This is a genomic window from Mycetocola sp. Y444 (genome assembly GCF_059445295.1).
The window spans coordinates 65,191-84,236 of sequence record NZ_JCAIUB010000002.1 but is presented as its reverse complement, the minus strand read 5'-3'; the positions used below and the strand labels follow the sequence as shown (position 1 = coordinate 84,236).

Below are 19,046 nucleotides of genomic sequence, written 5' to 3'. Positions count from 1 at the left end.
GGGAGCACCGTGGGTGAAACAACGCCGATGACGCCTGGGGTGGCCGGTAGCCGGCGGGGCGACGCCACGCGTGCTCGCATCCTGGACGCCGCGACCGAGTTGATCTATGCGAACAGCATCCGCGGAACGAGCGCCGACCGGATCATTGAGCAGGCGGGGATCACGAAGGTCACGTTCTATCGCCACTTCAAAACCAAGACCGACCTGGTTGTTGCCTATCTCGAGCGGCAGGCCTCAGGAGAGCGGGAGGCACTCACCTCTGCTCGCGCTCAGTCAGACCCTGCGCATGCGCTTGAGAACATTGCGGAGATCATCGGATCGGCGAGTTGCATGCCGGGATTCAGGGGATGCCCGTTTATCAACGCGGCCGCAGAGATCGCCGACCCGGGTGACCCCGTCAGAGTCGTAGTCGATGCGCACCGAAGGTGGACCCTCGAGCTGTTCACCGCCATCGCGGCGGACGCCGGCGCCAGCGACCCCGACACTATCGGCGGTCAACTGATGATGCTGCGGGACGGCGCCATGGTCAATGGCTACCTCAGCGACCCCGAGGAGATCGCCGGGAGGTTGCGAGTGGCTTATGCCGCGGTCATCGTGGCCGCACGCATACAGAACTGACCTGGAACGGAAACCGCGCCCATCGCGGGTCAGCCGACCCGTTCGAACACCGCGGCGAGCGCCTGCCCACCACCGATACACATGGTCTCGAGGGCCAGAGTGCCGTCCAGGTCGGACAGCTCGTTCGCGAGGGTGGCGAGCATGCGGATGCCTGTTGCGGCTATCGGGTGACCGATCGAGATTCCACTGCCGCGCGGATTGAGGCGCTGGTCCTCGGCATCGATACCCCAGTCAGCCAGGCAGGCGAGCACCTGCACCGCGAAAGCCTCGTTGAGCTCGATGACATCGATGTCAGCCAAACCGAGTCCGGCGCGCGCGAGTGCCAGCCCTGTTGCCGGCACCGGAGCGATCCCGAACCGCCGGGGGTCGACCCCGGCGACAGCCCAGGAGCGAAGGCGAAGGGCCGGCACGAGTCCGAGCACCCTCGCGTGCTCTGGCGTGGTGACGATGCAGGCAGCGGCAGCGTCGTTCTGGCCACTCGCATTACCTGCCGTCACCGTGGCATCCGGATCCTTCTTCGCCAGGAGAGGAGTGAGCGCCGCGAGCGCGTCCAGTGTCGAATCGGCGCGAGGATGCTCGTCGCGATCGACGACAATGTCACCTCGCCGGCCGGGCACGGTCACGGGAACGATCTCCGCGTCAAACGCACCTGATGCCTGCGCCTGGACTGCGCGCTGGTGTGACCGGAGTGCCAAAGCATCCTGAGCGTCGCGCCCGATACCGTACTCGGCGCGGAGGGTTTCGGCGGTTCCGACGTTTCCGTCCGGTGTCGGATAGAAACGGCCACCGACAGTCTCACGGCCGCGCGCGAGGGCGTCGCGGAAGAAATACCCACCGCGGGGAGCACCCCGTCGTCCCTCCTCGGTGTAGAACGGAGCGTTCGACATGGACTCCACCCCGAGCGCGACCACGGCGTCGCTGACGCCGGTCTGCACTTCCATCGCGGCGTTCATCACGGCTTGCAGGCCACTCCCACACCGCCGGTCAAGTTGGTAACCGCCGGTCGTGGTCGGGAAACCTGAATCGAGCGCTGCGACCCGTCCGAAGGCCGGTGCCTCCATGGTCGGGTAGCTTTGGGCACCGATCACCCCGCTGATTGCTCCGGGTTCCACGCCGGTTCGTTCGAGGAGCGCCCGGAGAACGGTTGTGGCGAGTTCCAGAGCGCTGAGGGATGCCAGCGCCCCTCCCATTCGCCCGACCGGGGTGCGGAGGGGCGAGCAGATCACGACCTCACGCATGGCACTCACGATGCTTCCTTCACTTCCGGGTCAATCGTCAGCGGTGCTGCCGTCGCTTCGGTCACCTGCCCGACGGTCACCCCCGGTGCGAGTTCACGGAGAACCAGTCCGTCCGCTGTGACGTCGATAACCGCGAGATCGGTGATGATGCGGTCGATGCATGCCCGGCCCGTGAGTGGAAGCGTGCACTCCGGTACGATCTTCGGCGACCCGTCCTTCGCGACGTGATCCATTACCACGATGACCCGCTCGGCGCCGTTGACGAGGTCCATCGCCCCGCCCATTCCCTTGACCATCTTGCCCGGGACTGCCCAGTTCGCGATGTCGCCGCCGGCGGATACCTGCATCGCTCCGAGTACCGCGGTCGTGACCCGTCCGCCGCGGATCATGCCGAAACTGGCGGCCGAGTCGAAGTAGCTGGCACCGGGAAGGACCGTCACCGTCTCCTTGCCCGCATTGATGAGCTTCGGGTCTTCCTCGCCCTCCCACGGATACGGGCCGACGCCGAGTATCCCGTTTTCGGAGTGCAGGACGACATGGATGCCATCGGGCAAGTGGTTGGGGATGAGCGTTGGCAGTCCGATACCGAGATTCACGTAGCTGCCGTCGATCAGCTCTTCGGCGGCCCTTGCCGCCATTTCGTCGCGTGTGCGCGGCATCAGCTCGACCTTTCCCTGCTCCGCACGGTGACTTTCTCAATCGGCAGGTCAGATGCCTGGGTGGGAGTGAGCTGCACGATCCGGTCGACGTAGATGCCGGGAAGATGGATGTCGTCAGGGCCAAGTTCTCCCGGCTCGACCAGTTCATCGACCTCGGCGATGGTGACACGTCCAGCCATGCCCGCAAGCGGATTGAAGTTTCGCGCCGCCTTTTCGAAGCGCAGGTTTCCGTGGCGGTCGCCGACCGCGGCGCGAACCAGACCGAAGTCGGTGCGTATCGCGGTCTCGAGAACGTATTCCCTGGTGGTCCCGAACGCGTCGAGCGTGCGGGTTTCCTTCGGATCGCTCATTACCGCCACTGTGCCGTCAGCGGCATACCTGATCGGCATCCCGCCATCGGAAACGGCGGTCCCTGCCCCGGTAGCGGTGTAGAAGGCGGGAATGCCAACGCCACCCGCGCGGAGTCGTTCGGCGAGAGTTCCCTGTGGGGTGAGTTCGACATCGAGTTCACCCGACAGGTACTGGCGAGCGAATTCCCTGTTCTCCCCGATGTAGCTGGCAATGACGCGACGGATGCGACCAGCGGCCAGCAGTTCACCAAGCCCCCACCCGTCGACCCCGCAGTTGTTCGACACCACCTCGAGTTCGCTCGACCCCTGGGCGAGCAAGGCACGGATCAGCGAGATGGGAACACCAGACAACCCGAATCCGCCCACCGCCAGCGATGAGCCTGTCGGGATATCCGCGACGGCCAGGCTCACGGTTTCGACAGTTTTATCCACGGGGATGTTCCCCACAGCCGGGGCGAGCGCTCGGGGATTTGGGCATGGTGCGTCTCTCTGGTCGGAGGGTTGAAGCCCATCCTCTACCGTCGTCCTCCTCGCCGTACCTCGCATTCCATTCAGTGGAACAGCGGCGGTCAGACCTGCTCCGACGTCATGGTCGACACGACCATGTCGCCGATGAGGCGCCGATGGGGCGTTCGAAGGCCCGGGTCGAGCATGTCGCGGTCGAAGATCGCCGCGAAGGTGTGCCGGTTGGCGACGTGGAAGCACGCGTATGCACTGATGATCATGTGCACGTCGAGCGCGTCGACGTCGTCACGGAAGACGCCTTCGCTGACCCCACGCCGGATGACGCTCTCGAGCACGGTAATAGCTGTGGCGTTCTCCCGGAGAATCGTCGGCGACTGCAGGAGATGCTCAGCGCGGTGGATGTTCTCGATGCTGACGAGCTGGATGAACTCTTCGTGCGTCGTGTGGTGGTCGAACGTCGCTTCAGCCAGTTTGCGCAACGCCTCTCCCGGCGTGAGTTCCTCGATTTGCACCCCGCGCTCCACCTGGCGAATCTGGGCGTACACGCGCTCCAGCACCCGAAGATACAGTCCTTCCTTGGAGGCGAAGTAGTAGTAGATCATTCGCTTGGTCGTTCGGGTCCGCGCGGCGATCTCGTCGACTCGCGCCCCGGCGTACCCGTTCGCCGCGAACTCTGCCGTCGCGACGTGGAGAATGTCTTCCTTCGTCCGCTCAGCGCGCAGCGTCGACCCGCCGTCCTGACCCTCGCGCAACTCCTCAGCCATGTTCTGCCTTCTTCACCCTCCGGCGGGCGGACCCGAGGGTGCTTCTTGTCGAATGAGGGAGCGGAAGTGCTCCTCCATCCTTTCCCGGTTGGGCTCGTGGCCCGTGATGATCTGAAGGCTAGCGTAGGCCTGTCCGACGGCCATTCGGCCTCCATCGAGCACCGGATGACCCCGCTCGACCGCCCGGCGGATGAGATCCGTCTCCAGGGGGCGGTAGACAACGTCTGAAACCCATGCGCCGTCGCGGAGGAGATCGACGTCGAACGCCACACCCGGATGATGGAGCATCCCCATCGGGGTCGCGTGGACCACTCCGTCGGCTCTGGTGATCATCACCTCGAGATCGTGGTGCGGGACAGTTTCGATGATCTGGGACGGGAAGTGGGAGCGCATGCGCTCTGCGACGTCCGTCGCGCGGGCCTCGTCGACGTCGAACAGGTCGAGCCGTGTGACACCGCTGGAGAGGAGCGCATAGGCGGTCGCCGCCCCTGCACCGCCACAGCCGATCTGCACAACACGCTCGAGTGACGCGCCAGGCAGCCCAGCGACCAGGCCGTCGCGGTAACCGATCCAGTCGGTGTTGTAGCCGACCAGTTTCTCGTCCTCGAAAACGACGAGATTGACCGCGCCCAGCTGTTCTGCCCTCGGGTCCAGCTCGTCGACGACATCGAGCACCAGCTGCTTGCAGGGGTAGGTGATATTCATTGCCGAGAAATTGCGGCTGCGAGCATCGGCGAGCATCGGCCCAACGTCCTCCGCCTGCTTACCAAGCGCGATGAGGTCAAGAATGCGGTATTCGTAGTCGAGACCGAGTGCCGCCGCCTCGACCTCGTGCAGCCGGGGGGTAAACGACGCCGAAATTCCAGCACCGATCAATCCAACGAGGTAGCCGCCACTGGCCTGCCCGGGCCTGGCGGGCCGCCGGGTGTCCATCAGCTTTCCGGGATTTCAAAGTCGACTGTGGCGAGCGAAGCCTTGACGCCGGCGGAGATCCTGAGAACTTCAGCGTGCGCCGGATGACGAGTGTACGAGTCAAGTCCCTCGAGGTCATCGAAATCCGCGACGATCGCAAGGTCGTGGGATGACGCACCGCCGAGCAGGTCAACACCGACGCTCATGCTTCGCAGCGAGGGGATCTGCGCGGGCAGAGCGCGCAGCAGAGCCATCCAGTGTTCCCGTTCGTCTGCGGTGAACTCCGGCACGAACCGGAAAACGGCGACGTGGCGGATCACGCCGGAACACCTTCCGCTTCACGGCGCTGCTGATACTGGGCGGCGAGACGGACGGGCGCGTTGAGCGCTCCGTACCCCTCGTAACCCTCGCGACGCTCGACCACCTCGAGAAAGACAGTCCCGATCGCCTGGGTATAGAAGTGGAGGAACTCCCCGGCCTCGTCACGGTCGTACATGACGTTGAGTTCTTTGAGCTCTGTGAGCAGCGATGCGTCCATGTCGTACCGAGCCTCGATGTCGTCGTAGTAATTGGCCGGGATGTCGAGAGGGTGGAACCCTCGTTCTCGCGCCTGGCGCGCCAGAGCGAGAACATCGGTGGAAGCGAAGGCAATGTGCTGCGGAAGGATCGCATCGTCGTGCGCGCCGGACGGCACCAGGTTGAGCGCGATGCGCACGACACCGTCCGCCGCGCGAAGCACCTGGCTGCGCACGAGGCCCACCGGTGCGGCCACTTCCATCGACGGCTGCGAACGCAGGTCAAGCACCGAGTGGAAGAAAAGTACCCCGGCATCGAAGTGCTGCCACGGTTGAGCGAGATTGATGTGGTCAACCCGCTCGATGAGCTCAGCCCCCGGCCGGTTGGGGACAGGGAACTCCCGAACCCACTTCGGTTCCGAGCTGCCCTCCAGGCCGAAAAAGACCTCCGATCCATCCGGCGCCCTCACCCCGACGAGCGACTCGTCACCCGGCCCCTCCCATCGGTGGATCTCGGGTGCGAACAAATCAGTTGCCCGCCGGAGCGCAGCATCCGGATCACTGACGGATAATCCAATTCCCGCGACGGTCGGTGGCGGCGGTTGCGATTCGGGCCTGCCGAGCACCATTCGCGCGGCGCCCTGCGACCAAAGCTCGACGTTTTTCGTACGGTGACGGCCGTGCGCAGCGAAACCGAGCTGCGCGAGAAGTGTGCGCATCTCGTCCATCGCATCGGTGCGCAACTCCACATAGTTGATATCGGCTGGGGGCTCGACGACCGGGAGAGGCCTTGCCGTCATTTGCTCGGTGCGTCCGCGTGATGACCGCCCAAGCCAGGCCCGGGTTTCGTCCTCGAGCAATCGCAACGAGCGTCGGGCATCGACGGCTGTCGACGCGGCGTCCGACTGGCGGAACGTGTCGTTGAAAATCTCGAGCGAGATCGGCCCGTCGTAGCCCGTCCTCGCCAGGTGCCCCATGAATGCGGCGAGGTCGAACCCGCCCTCACCGGGGAAGAGCCTGTGGTGTCGGCTCCACGAAAGCACGTCCATGGACAGGATCGGTGCGTCGGCCAACTGGACGAAGAAGATCTTGTCGGCAGGAATCGTCTCAATAGCCTGCGGGTCGTGCCCTCGCGACAGGATGTGGAAACTGTCGAGGCACACCCCGACCCGCGGGTGATCCGCGAGGCGCACGATCCGGGCGGCCTGCTCATAATCGTCGACGAACCGCCCCCAGGCCAGCGCCTCATACGCAACGCGCACACCAAAGCGTTCCGCGAGCTCCCCAAGCACGCGCAGCTGCGTGGCCGCGAGCTGCTCATCACCGCTTCGCGCTGTCCCGACATTGCTGCACAACAGCATCGTCTCGATGCCGAGACGATTCATGAGCGTGAACTTCGCCCCGGCTCGTCGCAGGTTGTGCTCGAGCAGGTCAGGTCCCACCCCTTCAAAATCCCGAAACGGCTGATAGAGGTCGAGCGACAGCCCGAGCTCGGCGGCTCGCGCCCTGATGGCCTCGGGAGAGTCGGGCGACGCGATGAGATCAGGCTCGAATATCTCCACGCCGTCGAACCCGGCTTCGCTGGCGGCAGCGAGCTTCTGGTCGAGCGTGCCACTGAGGCAGACGGTGGCGATCGATGTTCGCATGTTGCCTCCAGCGGGCACCGGGAGCGTGGCCCGAGCGACTCTCAGAATTGCTTGCGGAAAAAGGTACTAACTAGTACGTTCGACCGCAGCAGGCGGTCAAGGATGATCTAACCCGCTCTAAGGAGACGTTCAATGATGAGTTTCGCCGAGTGGAACACCCCAGCGGGGTCCGGCAGTACGTCAGCGCCGGTGCTCGAACGCATCGTCGCGATTCTCAACGCCGTCAAGGAAGCTGATTCCAGCCCGTCCATCACCGGATTGGCCGAGCTGACCGGCATGCCGAAATCCACGGTGTCCCGTCTGGTCGCGGAACTGGTGGAGCAACGTTATCTCGAGCGCACCGAGGAGGGGGTAACGCTGGGCCTCCGGCTCTTTGAGCTTGGCGCACGCGCCGGTCTCCCCCGCCGGCTGCTCGCAGCCGCCGCACCCGTGATTCGGGAGCTTGTTGAGCTCACCGGTGAACGCGTCGGCCTCTGGGTATATCAGGGCACCGACATGATCTCACTGGCTGCGGTGGCCGGGCGGCTCCCCATGTTGCCGACGAGGGCTGGGATGCGATCGCCAGCTGTCAAAACAGCCAGCGGGAAGGCCTATCTGGCGTTTTGTGCGGACAGCGCTGTTGTGGACCGGGCAACAGCCCCGCTCATCGACGGCGCCGCCGATCAGTTCAGAGAGGAACTGAGTCAGGTGCGCGCGACCGTCGTAGCTACGGACAGAGGGGTGGCGTATCCGGGAATTCTCGCTGTTGCGACACCCGTAATCTCTGCTGACCGGGTTGTCCTTGGCGCGATCTCGATCGCGGGACCGAGCGGGGCAATGGATCCGGAGCAGGTGGCGCCGCTGGTACGGGCCGCTGGTGTGGCACTGACCCGTCGGCTCACGGCGGCCTGACATCCCATGCGAAACGCCGACTGGACCTCGACCGTGAGCGTCCTCGATCGCGTCACCGCAATCTTTGACGCATTCGGGGAACACGGTGACGGCATGGGTGTTTCCGAGCTTGCCCGGCGCGCCAACCTTCCGAAGTCGACGGTGTCGAGGATCGTGGCCGAGCTGGTCAGCCAGCGATTTCTCGACCGAGAGGGAAGCAAACTGTTCCTGGGTGTCCGGCTCTTCGAGCTCGGGCAGACGGTCAGCAGACCGCGGAAGCTCCGGGAAATCGCACTTCCACTATTGAACGACCTGAGGCTGGCCACCGGGCGGAACGTCCAGCTGACGGTGCTGGACAGAACAGATGTCGTGTTCGTTGCGGTGATCCGCGGGGCGCACAGCGCCCACCCGATGGAGCGGATCGGGGCGCGACGTCCGGCTCACGCGACGGCGGCGGGCAAAGCGATGCTCGCCTTCGCGTCGCAGGCCGTGGTTGCGGAAGTGATGCGCGATGGACTCCAGCCGTTCACACCTCGCACAATCTGCGATCAGGCTCTATTTCTCCGGGAACTGACGGAGACACGGAAAACCCGGACAGCGACTGAGCTCGAAGAGTACGCAAGTGACAGCGCCGGCGTAGCGAGTCCTGTCCTCGGCTACGGCTCCGTTCCTGTCGCCGCGGTTTCCATCGCCGGGTCAGTCGAGGAACTGGACATCGACCGGCTGGTTCCCGCGGTTCGCGCTACAGCCGCGAACGTGAGCCGCCGCCTCGGAACCGGCCGCTGACACCGGACAAACGAAAACTGGGTGGCTGCGATGTGCAGCCACCCAGTTCGCTTGCGGTCCAGCATCCGCCGCCGGAGTCCGGCTTAGTCGGCCATCTCCCGAATTGCCTCATACGCTTCGAGGGTCTCTCCGGAGAAGTAGTTCCCGAAGTAGGACTCGGATTCGCTGATGAATGCGTCCATGTCGATATCCTCAGTCTCGATCACCGTGAAGTTGTCGTCAGCCCGCCACTCGTCGAGGATCTCTTCGGTCGCCTCGTCAACGCAGTCGCGGTTCTCGGGGCGGATCTCGTGGATGGTCTCCTCGAGCAGCGCGGCCTGCTCCTCACTCATCTTCTCGTAGGTCTTGTCGCTGACGAGGATCCAGTGGATGCCGATGTTGTGGTTGTTGAGAACAGCAACGTTCAACACCTCGTCGTAGCTCGATGAGCGGGTTGCGACGATCGGGTTCTCCTGGCCGACGGCGATCCCCTGCTGGAGCGCCGTGTAAACCTCTTCAACAGCTACCGAGACGGGGTTGTCCACTCCAAGAGCCTCGGCGTTCGCGAGGAAGGCCGGTGAGTTCGGGAAACGGATCGGAACTCCGGCGAGGTCCTCTGGGCTGCGGATCTCAATATCCTTCGTGGTGAAGGTGCGGTTACCGAAGTACCACCCGTCAACGATGCTGACGCCTGTTGCCTCCTGGAACGACGAGAACAGGTCCTCCGACCCGTTATCGGTCCAGTCGAAGGCGTGGTCGACGTCATCAAATGCGTACGCCGCATCGACGACACCGATCGGCTCGAAAGTAGAGCTGAGTGCAGAGGCACCCTGCAGGTCGATGTCGATGTCGCCGGCCTGGACGAGCGGGAACCGGTCGGCGTCTGGCCCGAGCTGGCTCGCCGGGTACAGCTCAACGGTCAGTCCGATATCCGCGTCTTCGAGCCGTTCCTTCAGCAGCTCGACCCCGCAGTAGTAGTTCGGTGTCTGCTCGTTCTGGCTGGTTGCAACGGTGATCGTGACCGCTTCGTTCTCCGAACCGGTCGCTTCGGTGGTGCTTTCCGGGGTGCCGCCGCCGGCACAGCCGGTGACGGCGAGCGTTGTGACTGCGAGCACGGACGCGGCCATCAGGCCTCGACGCGTCGATCGGGCTGCTGTGCCCATGTGACTCTCCTCTTTTTCGGCACGTCTTCGTGCTCTGGGTAATGGTCCGTTCGGGGTCGGACGCAATGGCGTTGGATCGACAAGCCCCGTCACGCTGAGGACATCGTCGACCACGCAGCCAATGAAGCGGCCCTGTGGCAATGCCGACTTTCGTCCAGCCGGGTCCATACGTAAAGCGACGTCCCGGCGAATGGAACACGGCGCCGACGGCGGTGAAAGCCCACGCAGCGCCGGTGAGTGGAACATGTCGCACATGACGACTCATGCTGGCATACGCTGTGCGAGACCGGCCGAATTGACGATGACAGAGGAGTGTTCGTGCCGCCTGCGGTGTCTGACCCAGTTCGCATCGGCGTTGTTGGTGCCGGGTTCATGGGACGCCAGCATGTCGAGTTCATTCGCCGTCGAGCGAACACCGAATTGACGGCTGTCGCCGATCCGCTACTGACCGATGGGGCATTCGGGTGCCCGATGTACGCGGACGCGCGCGCCATGCTCAAAGCCGAGTCGCTCGATGCCGTCATCATCGCGAATCCGAACACGCTTCACGTCGAGACAGCGATTCAATGTCTCTCCGAGGGTGTTGCCGTGCTGCTCGAGAAGCCCGTCGCCGTGAACTATGCAGAGTCCCTTCGGCTCGTCGATGCTGTTGAACGCCTCGACGGCCGGCTACTCGTTGGGCACCACCGGCGGCACCATCCCGCGGTCGCTCGCGCCCGCTCAGCGCTCGACGATGGCGAAATCGGGCAGCTCGTCGGCGTTAACGGCATCTGGTCCGCGCGGAAGGAAGAGAGCTACTTCATCGATGCGCCGTGGCACCGCGAGAGTGGGGCGGGCGTGATGCTCGTCAATCTCGTGCATGACCTCGATCTGCTGCGGCACCTGTGCGGGGAAGTGAGCGCTGTCCAGGCGATCACGAGTTCGCACATCCGCGGTCACGAGGTCGAAGACACTGTCGTGGTGAACCTGCGGTTCACCAATGGTGCCCTCGGCAGTTTCCTCGCCTCTGATGCCGGCGTCTCTCCGTGGGGTTGGGATCAATCAACAGAGGACACCGCCGAATTCCCCTTCCTGCCCGATGGGGTCGCCTACCAGCTGGTTGGCACGACCGGTGCGCTGTCCGTACCGAATCTCGCCAGGTACTCGTATGCGGCCGGTGTCGCCGCCGACTGGCATTCACCCCTCTCCCGCACGTACCTTCACGCAGCCCCGCACGTTTCATTCCACGCCCAGCTCGCGCACTTTGTCGAGGTGATCAGGGGCACTGAGCCGCTTGTTTCTGCGGAGGATGCGTCGCGAACGCTCGCCCTGGTCGAGGCGTCGGCGTTGGCAGCTGAGCGTCACGAGACGGTTGACGTGGCGCAGTTCAGAGCGGCGCGCCAGGGCGCATAGCGCCGCCCATCGCCAGGGTGGTAAGGCCAGCCGCTCGCGGTGCAGACTCAGGCGCTGTCGACCGCTGTCAGCCGGTCTGCCGCACGGATGGCGAGTTCATACCCGAACACGCCAGCGCCCGCGATCACCGCGCGCGCCGCGGTTGATGTGAGCGAATGCCGATGGGCCTCGTCGCGGCCATGAATGTTGGTGATGTGGATTTCGACGACAGGGGTATCCATGATCAGCAGAGCGTCAAGCACAGGCACAGAACCGAAGCTGAGCCCTGCCGGGTTGATCACGACGGCCGCCTTCTCGCGATACGCCTGGTGAAGCCACTCGACGATCTGATACTCGGCGTTGGACTGCTCGAAAAACAGCTCGAATCCGAGCTCATCGGCGACTCTGACGCAGTTTGTCCGAACATCATCCAGGGAGGTGGTGCCGTACAGTTCCGGCTGCCTCCGACCGAGCATGTTGAGATTTGGGCCGTTCAGGACGTACAGCTTGCGGGTCACAGCGGGTTCCTTTCCAGGAGCACGGATGCCCCGGTTCTGTTCGTCTGGCCGACGATCGCGCGTGCCATGGACGCGCCCACCAACATCCCGTGCATCACAGCAAACCGAGCCAGGTCGGAACTATCGTCACGATCCACGGGAACACCGTCAGCAACAGCAGCACGACACCCAGCGGGATGAGGAAGGGCAGGATGCCGCGGAAGAGCTCACCCATCGGCCTTCGGGTGATCGAGCCGACGACGAAGAGAACGGCGCCAACGGGCGGTGTCAGTGAACCGATCATCAGGTTGAGGATCATGATGACCCCGAGGTGGACGGGTTCGATACCGAAATCGCCGATGATGGGCATGAGGATCGGCACGAGCACGAGGATGACCGGGGGCGCCTCGAGGAAGATTCCCAGAAGGATGAGGAGCCCGTTCAAGAGCAACAGGAAGACTATGGGATTGTCGGTCAGCGCCGTCAGCCACTCACCCAGGTTGCGTGACACCTGTTCACGCGCCAGCACCTGGCCCATGAGGTTCGACGCTCCGAGGATCAGGAGTATGCCTCCCGAGATGACCACGGTTTCCTTGGCGGCTCGCCAGAACACGGGCAACGTCAGCGTCCGGTAGAACACGCCGAGCACGAGCATGTACGCGGCAGCGATGCCCGCACTCTCCGTAGGGGTGAACATTCCGCTGAAGATGCCGCCCAGAATAATCACCGGCAACAGCATCGGGCCGATGACCCGCACTACCGCCCTGCGGAGCGCAGCGCCATCGAAGGGCCGGCTGGTCGCCACTTCCGGGTGCATCTTCACCCAGATGAAGATGTACACGGCGAGACCAGCGGCCATCAGGCCAGCGGGCAGGATGGAGCCCGCGAAGAGGGCACCAGTAGAAATCGAGGCGGTCGCGGCGAAGAGGACCGCGGGGATGCTCGGCGGCATGACGGTACTCATGAGCGAGCCGGACGCGGTCAGACCGGCCGAGAACCCGTAGGGGTAACCAGCCTTGAGCATCTGCGGGATCTGAATCTTGCTGGTGGACGCGGCATCCGCGAGCGCCGAGCCACTGATCCAGGAGAAGCCGATGGCAGTGCCCAGGTTCACGTACGCCAGGTTCCCGGGGAGCCGCGGGAGGAGCGCTTTGGCGAAGTCATAGAGCCTCGTCGCAATACCGAGATGGTTTGCAACGGTGCCGACGAAGATAAAGAGGGGGACGGCGAGCAGCGGAAAGCTGTTGATTCCGTTGACAATCGACGAGATCGCGTAGCCGGGCGAGAGACCCTGACTGTAGAAGTACGCGAGGCTTGGCGCGATCATGGCGAAGGCGACAGGTACCCGCAGCAACAGTAAAACGACAAGCAGAAGTACGTAAAGCCAGAGGTCCATCGATCAGCCGTCCATCTCTGAAATGTCGAGTTTGCGTTCCGGGCGGTTGGCGTAAGGAATCTTCCAGGCGGAATGGATTGCTGCAGACGCGAATCCGAAGACAGCAAAGGCGTACAGCATCCCGAGTGGAATGTGCATCGCGGCACTGGTCCGCAGCCACTCCACCTCGAGTTTCACGAATGCTTCGTATGCCAGCGCGAGGCAGGTGATGACCATGATCACGGCGGAAATGATGCGCAGCACAGCGAAGAGCTTTCGGCCGGCCAGCACCTGATCGAACACCTCGATCACGATGTGGCCGTTGCGACCGACCAGGTATCCCGTGGTCATGAAGGTCAGTGCCACCATCGACATGAGGGCGAGTTCGCCGGCACCCACCCAGCCCAGGGCGGGAATATAGCGGCCGAGCACCTGGTACATCACACCGATGATGACGAGGGCGAACAGCGTGACGCTGACCGCGATCTCCACTGTGGACAGCACCCGGATGAATGCGGGATCGGACGGTGCCTCGTCAGTCCCGGGCACGTAGGAGGGTTCCGCAGAGCGGTCCGGGTCCTCCGGCTCGTTCTGGGTCACACCGCCTCCGCCCCGGCAAGGGCCGACGAGCCCGAGGGCGCGACGCCTTCGCAGCAGCTCGACATGGGATCACGGAGCATGGTCAACCTCTCTGACAGTTCGGGGTCGTGAAGCGCACGCGTGCGATCACTCTCTGACTTTGGATCCAAGCGGAAGGTGGGTGGAGAGTTGTCTCGCCGAATGGGACACAACCGAGAAAGCTAGTCCGACGCGTGGACGCTGTCATCATCCGACTCGGCGAACACCGCGCGCATGATGGCGAGCGCTGCGTTGGCCGAAGGCAGCCCCGCATAGAGGGCGGTGTGGAGGATCACCTCGGCGATGTCGCTGCGGCCGAGCCCGTTGCGCAAAGCAGCACGCACATGCATCCGGATTTCGGCTTCGTGCCCACCGGTGACGAGGGACGCCAGGGTGGCGATGCTCCGCTCGCGGCGGGACAGTTGGGTCCGAGCCCAGATCTCACCCCAGGCGTAGCGGGTGATGAAGTCCTGGAATGCGGCGGTCTCCGGAGTGATCGCCCTCAGCGCGGCATCCACGTGGGCATCACCGAGGACAGCGCGGCGCACCGCCATTCCTGTGTCGTACGGTGTCGCCGGCAAAGTGTCGCCCGCAGCGCGCATGAGCCCCACCAGCAGCGACGCTGCCTCGGCGGGCTTTTCGAGCGGAGCGAGGTGCGATGCGCCGGCCAGCTCCGCGAAACGTGCGCGGGGCATCACATCGGCCATGGCTCTCATCGAGGCGGTGGTCGTGACCTGGTCGTGCTCTCCGCTCACGAGCAGAGCGTCCACCTCGATGCCTGCGAGCGAGGGCGTCCGATCGAAGCGCCCCAGGGCATCCGTGCACAGGGCGTATGACTCGTCGTCCACCTCGATAAGAGTGCCGAGCGCCCTGGCCCCCTGGCCGTTCGGGTTGTTCTCGAGGTAACCCGGCGCGTACCAGCGTGCGGCACTGCCTGTGACGAGGGATGCCGTTCCTGAACGTCGAACCTGATCTGCACGTTCTGCCCAGCCCTCGGCATCGCCGATGCGGGAACCGCTGCAGAACAACGCAAGACTCAGCAGCCGTTCCGGATGGGTCGCGGCGAGTTCAAGGGCGATCGTGCCGCCGAGGGAGAGCCCGGCGACATGGAACCGACCGCCGCCCAGTTCGTCGACAATCCGGAGCACCGCCTCCGCAAGGTCAGCGATGCTGAACGACTCTCGCGTCGGGGGACTCGCGCCGTGCCCGGGAAGGTCGACGCGGAGAATGCGGACCTGAGGCAACTCTCGCGTGAGTTCCCCGACGACGCCGTCCCACACCGCGGTGGTCGTGCCGAGCGACGGCAGCAGCACGAGGAGTTCGCTCGCCGTGGCATCGGGTGCTGCCGGAGTGATCGAGCCGATCAGGCGGGGGACGGTCATCGCTGCTCCTTGCGCTCTACGGCTCGAAAGCGGCCGATGGCCGACTCGATGATGCGATCGGATGCGACGCGAGTGGCTGCGGGATCCCGCTCGAGACCGGGGCTGAGGAGGCGATTCGCCTCGACCGCTGATCGATCAAAGCTGAGACGTGCGAACATCGACGCTGCGGCATCCGAATTCTCGAGGGCGAGCCTCAGGAGACCACGGAATGCCGACCATTCGGCGTGCCACTCCCCGGCCGGTCTGGCATCCTGCGAGACCGCTGCCGAGTAGACCGTCGCCACCAGCCCCGGCGCCTGCAACCCGTTTGCCGTGAGAAGCACCGCATCAACCGGGTTGCGCTTGTGCGGCATCGCCGAGGATCCGCCCGTTGCGCCGAGCGATGCTTCGCCGATCTCGGTGCGCGCGAGAAATGCCACGTCCCGGCCGATACGTCCGAGGGCTGCTGTGACAAGGGCTGCGGCCGAGGCAACCCGGAGGACGTGGCTCCGCTCGGTGTGCCAGGAGCACTCGGGGTCGACGAGCCCCATCTGGCCAGCCAGCGCCGAGCGCAACCGGTCTGCCGTGTGCGGCACGCCTGCCTCGCGATCGAAGTCCTCGCCAGTGCCAACGGCACCAGCGAGCTGCACCGGGAAACCGGCCGAGGTCAGAGCGCCCATCGCCGCGGTGACGCCGTCGAGCCAGCCGGCGACGGACACCCCCACTGTGCTCTGAGCGGCGTGCTGCCCCAGCGTTCGCCCGATCGAGAGTGTGTACCGCTCGCCGATAGCGAGAGCGACGAGGCTCTCGCCCGCGGTGCGCAGGCGTTCGCGGGCATCGCCCAGAGCCCTCTGCGCGACGAGCATCAGAGCGGTATCGAGGATGTCCTGGCTGGTCGCGCCCTGATGGACGTGAACGCCAGAGCCGGGGACCGCTGACTCGGCCAGTGAGCGAAGTTGGACCACAAGCGGGATGACGGGAACACCGCCCGCGCGGCTCCCGGCAATCAGCTCGGCCCGATCGAGCTTCGCGCTCTGCAGCGCCTGGGACACCTCGCTGAGGTCTTCACCGAGAACGTGGCCACGCGCCAGAACCAGTGCGCGCTCCACGTCGACGAGCGCTTGGAGGACGGCGTCATCCGATGTGACCGCAGCGGTTACGGCGAGGGGTTCAAGCAGCCCCCAGTCGGTCGCCGCCACATTCGGACGCTCAGCCATGAATCTCCGCATCGAAATTCAGGAAGACGGTTTCGCCGTCGCCCTGCAGTCGTATATCGAAACGGTAGCTCCTCTCGGCATCCTGAGCCGCGATCAGCGTGCCCCGACGCGCCGGATCCACGCGGCCCAGGAACGGGTCAGCGTCGTTGCGTCCGGCCTCATCTCCGAAGTACGCGCGGGTAAACAAGTGGTGGGTGAGCCCGCGGGCAAAGACTGTGACGAGGACATAGGGCGCGGCATCCGGCCGGGTTGGACCCGGTTTGATTGTCGAGAAGCTGTAGTTGCCCGCCCTGTCGACGGCGGCGCGGCCGAATCCCGTCACTGTGTAGCCGTCCCGATCGAGACTCCCTCGCTCGGAAATCACCTGCCCCGAGGCATCCGCATGCCAGATTTCGACGATGGCGTCGGGAATGGGTTCACCGGCGCCGTCGAAGACGGTTCCGTGAAAGCGGATGCCGTCGGCGTGCCACGGGGCTGCGACCTGCGGACCCCCGGGGTACGGCAGGGCGTAGCCGAAGAAGGGGCCAACCGTCTGTGACGGCGTCTGACCTGGTGTTGTTTCAGGCATGATCAGAATCCTCCGGTTCCATCCAGGTTGATCGTGGCCCGGTGAGGACCACGTCCCAGCGGTAGCCGATCGCCCACTCCGGTTCGCTGACGTCATGGTCGTAGCGCGCGACGAGGCGGTCCCTCGCGGCGGGATCGACGATGGACTGGTAGATCGGGTCCAGGCCGAACAACGGGTCACCGGGGAAGTACATCTGGGTGATCAGTCGCTGCGTGAACGCGGAACCGAAGAACGAGAAGTGGATGTGCGCCGGCCGCCAGGCATTGCGGTGGTTCTTCCAGGGGTAGGCGCCCGGCTTGATGGTCGTGAGCCGGTATTCGCCGTTGTCACCCGTGATCAGCCGCCCGACCCCGGTGAAGTTCGGGTCGAGGGGAGCCGGATGCTGGTCGCGCTTGTGCACGTAACGCCCCGACGCATTCGCCTGCCAGATCTCGACGAGCTGGTTCCGCACCGGGCGACCGTCTCCGTCCATCACACGGCCGGTCACAATGATGCGTTCGCCGAGCGGTTCGCCCGGGTGCTGGATCGTGAGGTCGTTCTCCTCCGCGGCCACATCCGTGTGGCCGAAGGCGGGTGACACCAGTTCGATTTCCTCCGGGTCCGCTCGCACGAGTTCGTGGGTCGGATGCCGAAGAACGGTGCTGCGATACGGTGCGAAGTTGCGGGGCGGGTGCGGCGCGAGCGGACGTCCGGCGCTATGAGCCCGTGCAGCGTGCTCAGCGTGCAGCGCCGCGATCTCGTCCGAAATCGTCGTCTGGGTTTCTGGCGTCTGATTCGTCATGACGTCCTTTCTCGTCGGAGGCGGACGGCTGTTGGAACCCGGCAGCGCCAATCTGACCAGTGACGCTCCTCGCGCATGGTGGAACCTCCCCCGGAATGGAAGGTTGCTGATAACCCTGCCCCGTCGGGCAGGGCAGGGCGGCGGACGTTTCATTCAGTGGGACAGGCCACCTCCCGCGCACCATCGGTTCGCTGTAGACCGTATTGCAATCGCAGAACGCGGTAGCACGGTCACGGGTGACCTCTAGCGTGCGTTAACGGTGAGATTTTGATGCGCGAGCCGACGGATCGCCGCCAAAATGGGCTCGTACAGAGCCGTCCCCAGCACCGCATACTGCAGAGCCGCCTCCGGGTCGCCGGTCGGCATCCCATCGATTTCCGCCCGCGCCATTGCCATGATGTGGTCGCCGTAGAGCCGCAATCGGGCCGGAGTAACCGGAATCCCGGCCTCTTCTGCGGCGAGCAGTGCCTCATCCAGTTGAGCGAACGCGGCCATACGCTCGTTCGACGCGTTGTAGGTCGGCGGCAGAGCAGCGAGCGCCGCAGCGGCGCGCGGGTAGCGATCCGTCTCGTCCCCAGCTGACTCGTCGCGCGGATTGCTGCTCGCGAGAGCTTCTATCGCCCGCCCGAGCATGTCGTAGATGGTTCCTTCAGGATGATCGATCACAGCGAGAATCTTCTTCGCCCGGTTCAGGGGAAGGCCAGCAACGATCGTGAGCGACCGGATCAGTCGCAACCTGTCGAGGTGCTTTTCGTCATAGTCGGCGCGGGTTGCGCTGGTGGCACGTCCGGGCGGAAGCATGCCTTCCCGGATGTAGAACTTGACCGTCGCCAGCGGCACATCGGCCCGGCGAACGAGTTCTGAAATTTGCATCTTGCCCCCATTGGATATTAGGAGTATCTTATCATTAGATAGTCAAGTATCCAATCGAGTTCCACCAAACGAAGGAAGTCGCACAATGTCCAATTCCACTGATCTCTACCAGGCCGCCCGTCAACGCGTGATCGCGAAGACGACATACAAATGGGTGTTCGCAGCGCTGGCGGCCATCGCCGCCGTCCAGGTGATCATCTGGTACCTCACGACTCCCGAAGGCTACTTCTGGCCCGTCTGGCCCATCATCGGAATGCTGATCGCCGCGCTCGCCTGGGGCATTCCCCTCTTTGGACGGCACGGTGGCGTCTCGGAGGAACGGGTCCAGGCAGAGGTTGCCCGGATGCGTGCACATCACTAGCCAGAGGCGGGAACGACCCTTGTCTGGCCTGTTCCATGAGGCCGAACCAACGGCCCATG

The 19,046-nt window shown here is 64.5% G+C and carries 21 protein-coding genes; 5 read left to right on the top strand and 16 right to left on the bottom strand.

Going from position 1 to position 19,046, the window contains the following annotated elements:
• The first annotated feature begins 9 nt into the window (after window positions 1-9).
• Window positions 10-618 carry a TetR/AcrR family transcriptional regulator gene (locus AC1C2M_RS07170; protein WP_495435760.1) on the top strand — a complete coding sequence of 203 codons (609 nt, stop codon included), beginning with the start codon at window positions 10-12 and terminating at the stop codon, window positions 616-618.
• A gap of 29 nt (window positions 619-647) precedes the next feature.
• On the opposite strand, the gene AC1C2M_RS07165 is transcribed toward AC1C2M_RS07170, so the two are convergent.
• The 7 genes from AC1C2M_RS07165 to AC1C2M_RS07135 all read right to left on the bottom strand — a co-directional run bounded on the left by AC1C2M_RS07165 (window position 648) and on the right by AC1C2M_RS07135 (window position 7,167).
• Window positions 648-1,856, bottom strand: a complete 1,209-nt coding sequence (locus AC1C2M_RS07165) for an acetyl-CoA C-acetyltransferase (protein ID WP_495436481.1) — start codon at window positions 1,854-1,856, stop codon at window positions 648-650.
• Window positions 1,857-1,861: 5 nt separating this feature from the next.
• Window positions 1,862-2,515 carry a CoA transferase subunit B gene (locus tag AC1C2M_RS07160; protein WP_483405055.1) on the bottom strand — a complete coding sequence of 218 codons (654 nt, stop codon included), beginning with the start codon at window positions 2,513-2,515 and terminating at the stop codon, window positions 1,862-1,864.
• Window positions 2,515-3,297 (bottom strand): CoA transferase subunit A, encoded by a 783-nt coding sequence (locus tag AC1C2M_RS07155; protein ID WP_495435759.1) that lies wholly within the window; start codon window positions 3,295-3,297, stop codon window positions 2,515-2,517. The genes AC1C2M_RS07160 and AC1C2M_RS07155 overlap by 1 nt, the downstream gene beginning before the upstream one ends.
• Before the next feature lie 137 nt (window positions 3,298-3,434).
• Window positions 3,435-4,094, bottom strand: coding sequence for a TetR family transcriptional regulator (locus tag AC1C2M_RS07150; protein ID WP_495435758.1), 660 nt, complete (start codon window positions 4,092-4,094; stop codon window positions 3,435-3,437).
• 12 nt (window positions 4,095-4,106) lie between these two features.
• Window positions 4,107-5,027, bottom strand: coding sequence for a shikimate dehydrogenase (locus tag AC1C2M_RS07145; RefSeq protein WP_495435757.1), 921 nt, complete (start codon window positions 5,025-5,027; stop codon window positions 4,107-4,109).
• Window positions 5,027-5,326: a Dabb family protein gene (locus tag AC1C2M_RS07140; RefSeq protein ID WP_495435756.1), complete on the bottom strand. Its 300-nt coding sequence runs from the start codon at window positions 5,324-5,326 to the stop codon at window positions 5,027-5,029. The genes AC1C2M_RS07145 and AC1C2M_RS07140 overlap by 1 nt, the downstream gene beginning before the upstream one ends.
• The gene (locus AC1C2M_RS07135) at window positions 5,323-7,167 is read right to left on the bottom strand and encodes a bifunctional sugar phosphate isomerase/epimerase/4-hydroxyphenylpyruvate dioxygenase family protein (protein ID WP_495435755.1); all 1,845 of its coding nucleotides are present in this window, start codon (window positions 7,165-7,167) and stop codon (window positions 5,323-5,325) included. The genes AC1C2M_RS07140 and AC1C2M_RS07135 overlap by 4 nt, the downstream gene beginning before the upstream one ends.
• A gap of 132 nt (window positions 7,168-7,299) precedes the next feature.
• Between AC1C2M_RS07135 and AC1C2M_RS07130 the strand changes: the two genes are divergently transcribed.
• Together AC1C2M_RS07130 and AC1C2M_RS07125 are read left to right on the top strand one after the other, a co-directional pair.
• Window positions 7,300-8,058: an IclR family transcriptional regulator gene (locus AC1C2M_RS07130; protein ID WP_483405049.1), complete on the top strand. Its 759-nt coding sequence runs from the start codon at window positions 7,300-7,302 to the stop codon at window positions 8,056-8,058.
• 6 nt (window positions 8,059-8,064) lie between these two features.
• Window positions 8,065-8,823, top strand: a complete 759-nt coding sequence (locus AC1C2M_RS07125; RefSeq protein WP_495435754.1) for an IclR family transcriptional regulator — start codon at window positions 8,065-8,067, stop codon at window positions 8,821-8,823.
• An 83-nt stretch (window positions 8,824-8,906) separates the two neighbouring features.
• Here AC1C2M_RS07125 and dctP read toward each other — a convergent pair whose 3' ends face one another.
• Window positions 8,907-9,965 carry a TRAP transporter substrate-binding protein DctP gene (dctP, locus tag AC1C2M_RS07120; RefSeq protein WP_483405047.1) on the bottom strand — a complete coding sequence of 353 codons (1,059 nt, stop codon included), beginning with the start codon at window positions 9,963-9,965 and terminating at the stop codon, window positions 8,907-8,909.
• Between the two features lie 330 nt (window positions 9,966-10,295).
• On the opposite strand from dctP, the gene AC1C2M_RS07115 reads away from it, so the two are divergent.
• A complete protein-coding gene (locus AC1C2M_RS07115; protein ID WP_495435753.1) occupies window positions 10,296-11,357 on the top strand; it encodes a Gfo/Idh/MocA family protein in 1,062 nt (353 codons plus the stop codon).
• Between the two features lie 47 nt (window positions 11,358-11,404).
• Here AC1C2M_RS07115 and AC1C2M_RS07110 read toward each other — a convergent pair whose 3' ends face one another.
• The 8 genes from AC1C2M_RS07110 to AC1C2M_RS07075 form a co-directional block, all read right to left on the bottom strand.
• On the bottom strand, window positions 11,405-11,854 hold the full coding sequence (locus tag AC1C2M_RS07110; protein ID WP_495435752.1) for a type II 3-dehydroquinate dehydratase: 450 nt from the start codon (window positions 11,852-11,854) through the stop codon (window positions 11,405-11,407).
• A gap of 94 nt (window positions 11,855-11,948) precedes the next feature.
• Window positions 11,949-13,229: a TRAP transporter large permease gene (locus tag AC1C2M_RS07105; protein ID WP_483405044.1), complete on the bottom strand. Its 1,281-nt coding sequence runs from the start codon at window positions 13,227-13,229 to the stop codon at window positions 11,949-11,951.
• Window positions 13,230-13,232: 3 nt separating this feature from the next.
• A complete protein-coding gene (locus AC1C2M_RS07100; protein WP_495435751.1) occupies window positions 13,233-13,808 on the bottom strand; it encodes a TRAP transporter small permease in 576 nt (191 codons plus the stop codon).
• Window positions 13,809-14,008: 200 nt separating this feature from the next.
• Entirely contained in the window at window positions 14,009-15,208 is a 1,200-nt protein-coding gene (pcaDC, locus tag AC1C2M_RS07095; RefSeq protein ID WP_495435750.1) for a bifunctional 3-oxoadipate enol-lactonase/4-carboxymuconolactone decarboxylase PcaDC, read from the bottom strand.
• Window positions 15,205-16,404, bottom strand: coding sequence for a lyase family protein (locus tag AC1C2M_RS07090; RefSeq protein WP_495435749.1), 1,200 nt, complete (start codon window positions 16,402-16,404; stop codon window positions 15,205-15,207). Before AC1C2M_RS07090 ends, pcaDC begins: the two co-directional genes overlap by 4 nt.
• The gene (gene pcaG, locus AC1C2M_RS07085) at window positions 16,397-16,972 is read right to left on the bottom strand and encodes a protocatechuate 3,4-dioxygenase subunit alpha (RefSeq protein WP_495432425.1); all 576 of its coding nucleotides are present in this window, start codon (window positions 16,970-16,972) and stop codon (window positions 16,397-16,399) included. The genes AC1C2M_RS07090 and pcaG overlap by 8 nt, the downstream gene beginning before the upstream one ends.
• On the bottom strand, window positions 16,965-17,753 hold the full coding sequence (gene pcaH / locus AC1C2M_RS07080) for a protocatechuate 3,4-dioxygenase subunit beta (RefSeq protein ID WP_495432424.1): 789 nt from the start codon (window positions 17,751-17,753) through the stop codon (window positions 16,965-16,967). The genes pcaG and pcaH overlap by 8 nt, the downstream gene beginning before the upstream one ends.
• Window positions 17,754-17,996: 243 nt before the next feature.
• Window positions 17,997-18,626 carry a MerR family transcriptional regulator gene (locus AC1C2M_RS07075; RefSeq protein ID WP_495435748.1) on the bottom strand — a complete coding sequence of 210 codons (630 nt, stop codon included), beginning with the start codon at window positions 18,624-18,626 and terminating at the stop codon, window positions 17,997-17,999.
• A gap of 85 nt (window positions 18,627-18,711) precedes the next feature.
• Between AC1C2M_RS07075 and AC1C2M_RS07070 the strand changes: the two genes are divergently transcribed.
• Window positions 18,712-18,987 carry a hypothetical protein gene (locus tag AC1C2M_RS07070; protein ID WP_483405037.1) on the top strand — a complete coding sequence of 92 codons (276 nt, stop codon included), beginning with the start codon at window positions 18,712-18,714 and terminating at the stop codon, window positions 18,985-18,987.
• Window positions 18,988-19,046 lie beyond the last annotated feature (59 nt).

Coding starts and splice junctions, on each gene's coding strand:
- AC1C2M_RS07165 (WP_495436481.1), bottom strand. CDS start 1,856: ATGCGTGAGGTCGTGATCTGCTCGCCCCTCCGCACCCCGGTCGGGCGA.
- AC1C2M_RS07160 (WP_483405055.1), bottom strand. CDS start 2,515: ATGCCGCGCACACGCGACGAAATGGCGGCAAGGGCCGCCGAAGAGCTG.
- AC1C2M_RS07150 (WP_495435758.1), bottom strand. CDS start 4,094: ATGGCTGAGGAGTTGCGCGAGGGTCAGGACGGCGGGTCGACGCTGCGC.
- AC1C2M_RS07145 (WP_495435757.1), bottom strand. CDS start 5,027: ATGGACACCCGGCGGCCCGCCAGGCCCGGGCAGGCCAGTGGCGGCTAC.
- AC1C2M_RS07135 (WP_495435755.1), bottom strand. CDS start 7,167: ATGCGAACATCGATCGCCACCGTCTGCCTCAGTGGCACGCTCGACCAG.
- AC1C2M_RS07130 (WP_483405049.1), top strand. CDS start 7,300: ATGATGAGTTTCGCCGAGTGGAACACCCCAGCGGGGTCCGGCAGTACG.
- AC1C2M_RS07125 (WP_495435754.1), top strand. CDS start 8,065: ATGCGAAACGCCGACTGGACCTCGACCGTGAGCGTCCTCGATCGCGTC.
- dctP (WP_483405047.1), bottom strand. CDS start 9,965: ATGGGCACAGCAGCCCGATCGACGCGTCGAGGCCTGATGGCCGCGTCC.
- AC1C2M_RS07105 (WP_483405044.1), bottom strand. CDS start 13,229: ATGGACCTCTGGCTTTACGTACTTCTGCTTGTCGTTTTACTGTTGCTG.
- pcaDC (WP_495435750.1), bottom strand. CDS start 15,208: ATGACCGTCCCCCGCCTGATCGGCTCGATCACTCCGGCAGCACCCGAT.
- AC1C2M_RS07090 (WP_495435749.1), bottom strand. CDS start 16,404: ATGGCTGAGCGTCCGAATGTGGCGGCGACCGACTGGGGGCTGCTTGAA.
- pcaG (WP_495432425.1), bottom strand. CDS start 16,972: ATGCCTGAAACAACACCAGGTCAGACGCCGTCACAGACGGTTGGCCCC.
- pcaH (WP_495432424.1), bottom strand. CDS start 17,753: ATGACGAATCAGACGCCAGAAACCCAGACGACGATTTCGGACGAGATC.
- AC1C2M_RS07075 (WP_495435748.1), bottom strand. CDS start 18,626: ATGCAAATTTCAGAACTCGTTCGCCGGGCCGATGTGCCGCTGGCGACG.
- AC1C2M_RS07070 (WP_483405037.1), top strand. CDS start 18,712: ATGTCCAATTCCACTGATCTCTACCAGGCCGCCCGTCAACGCGTGATC.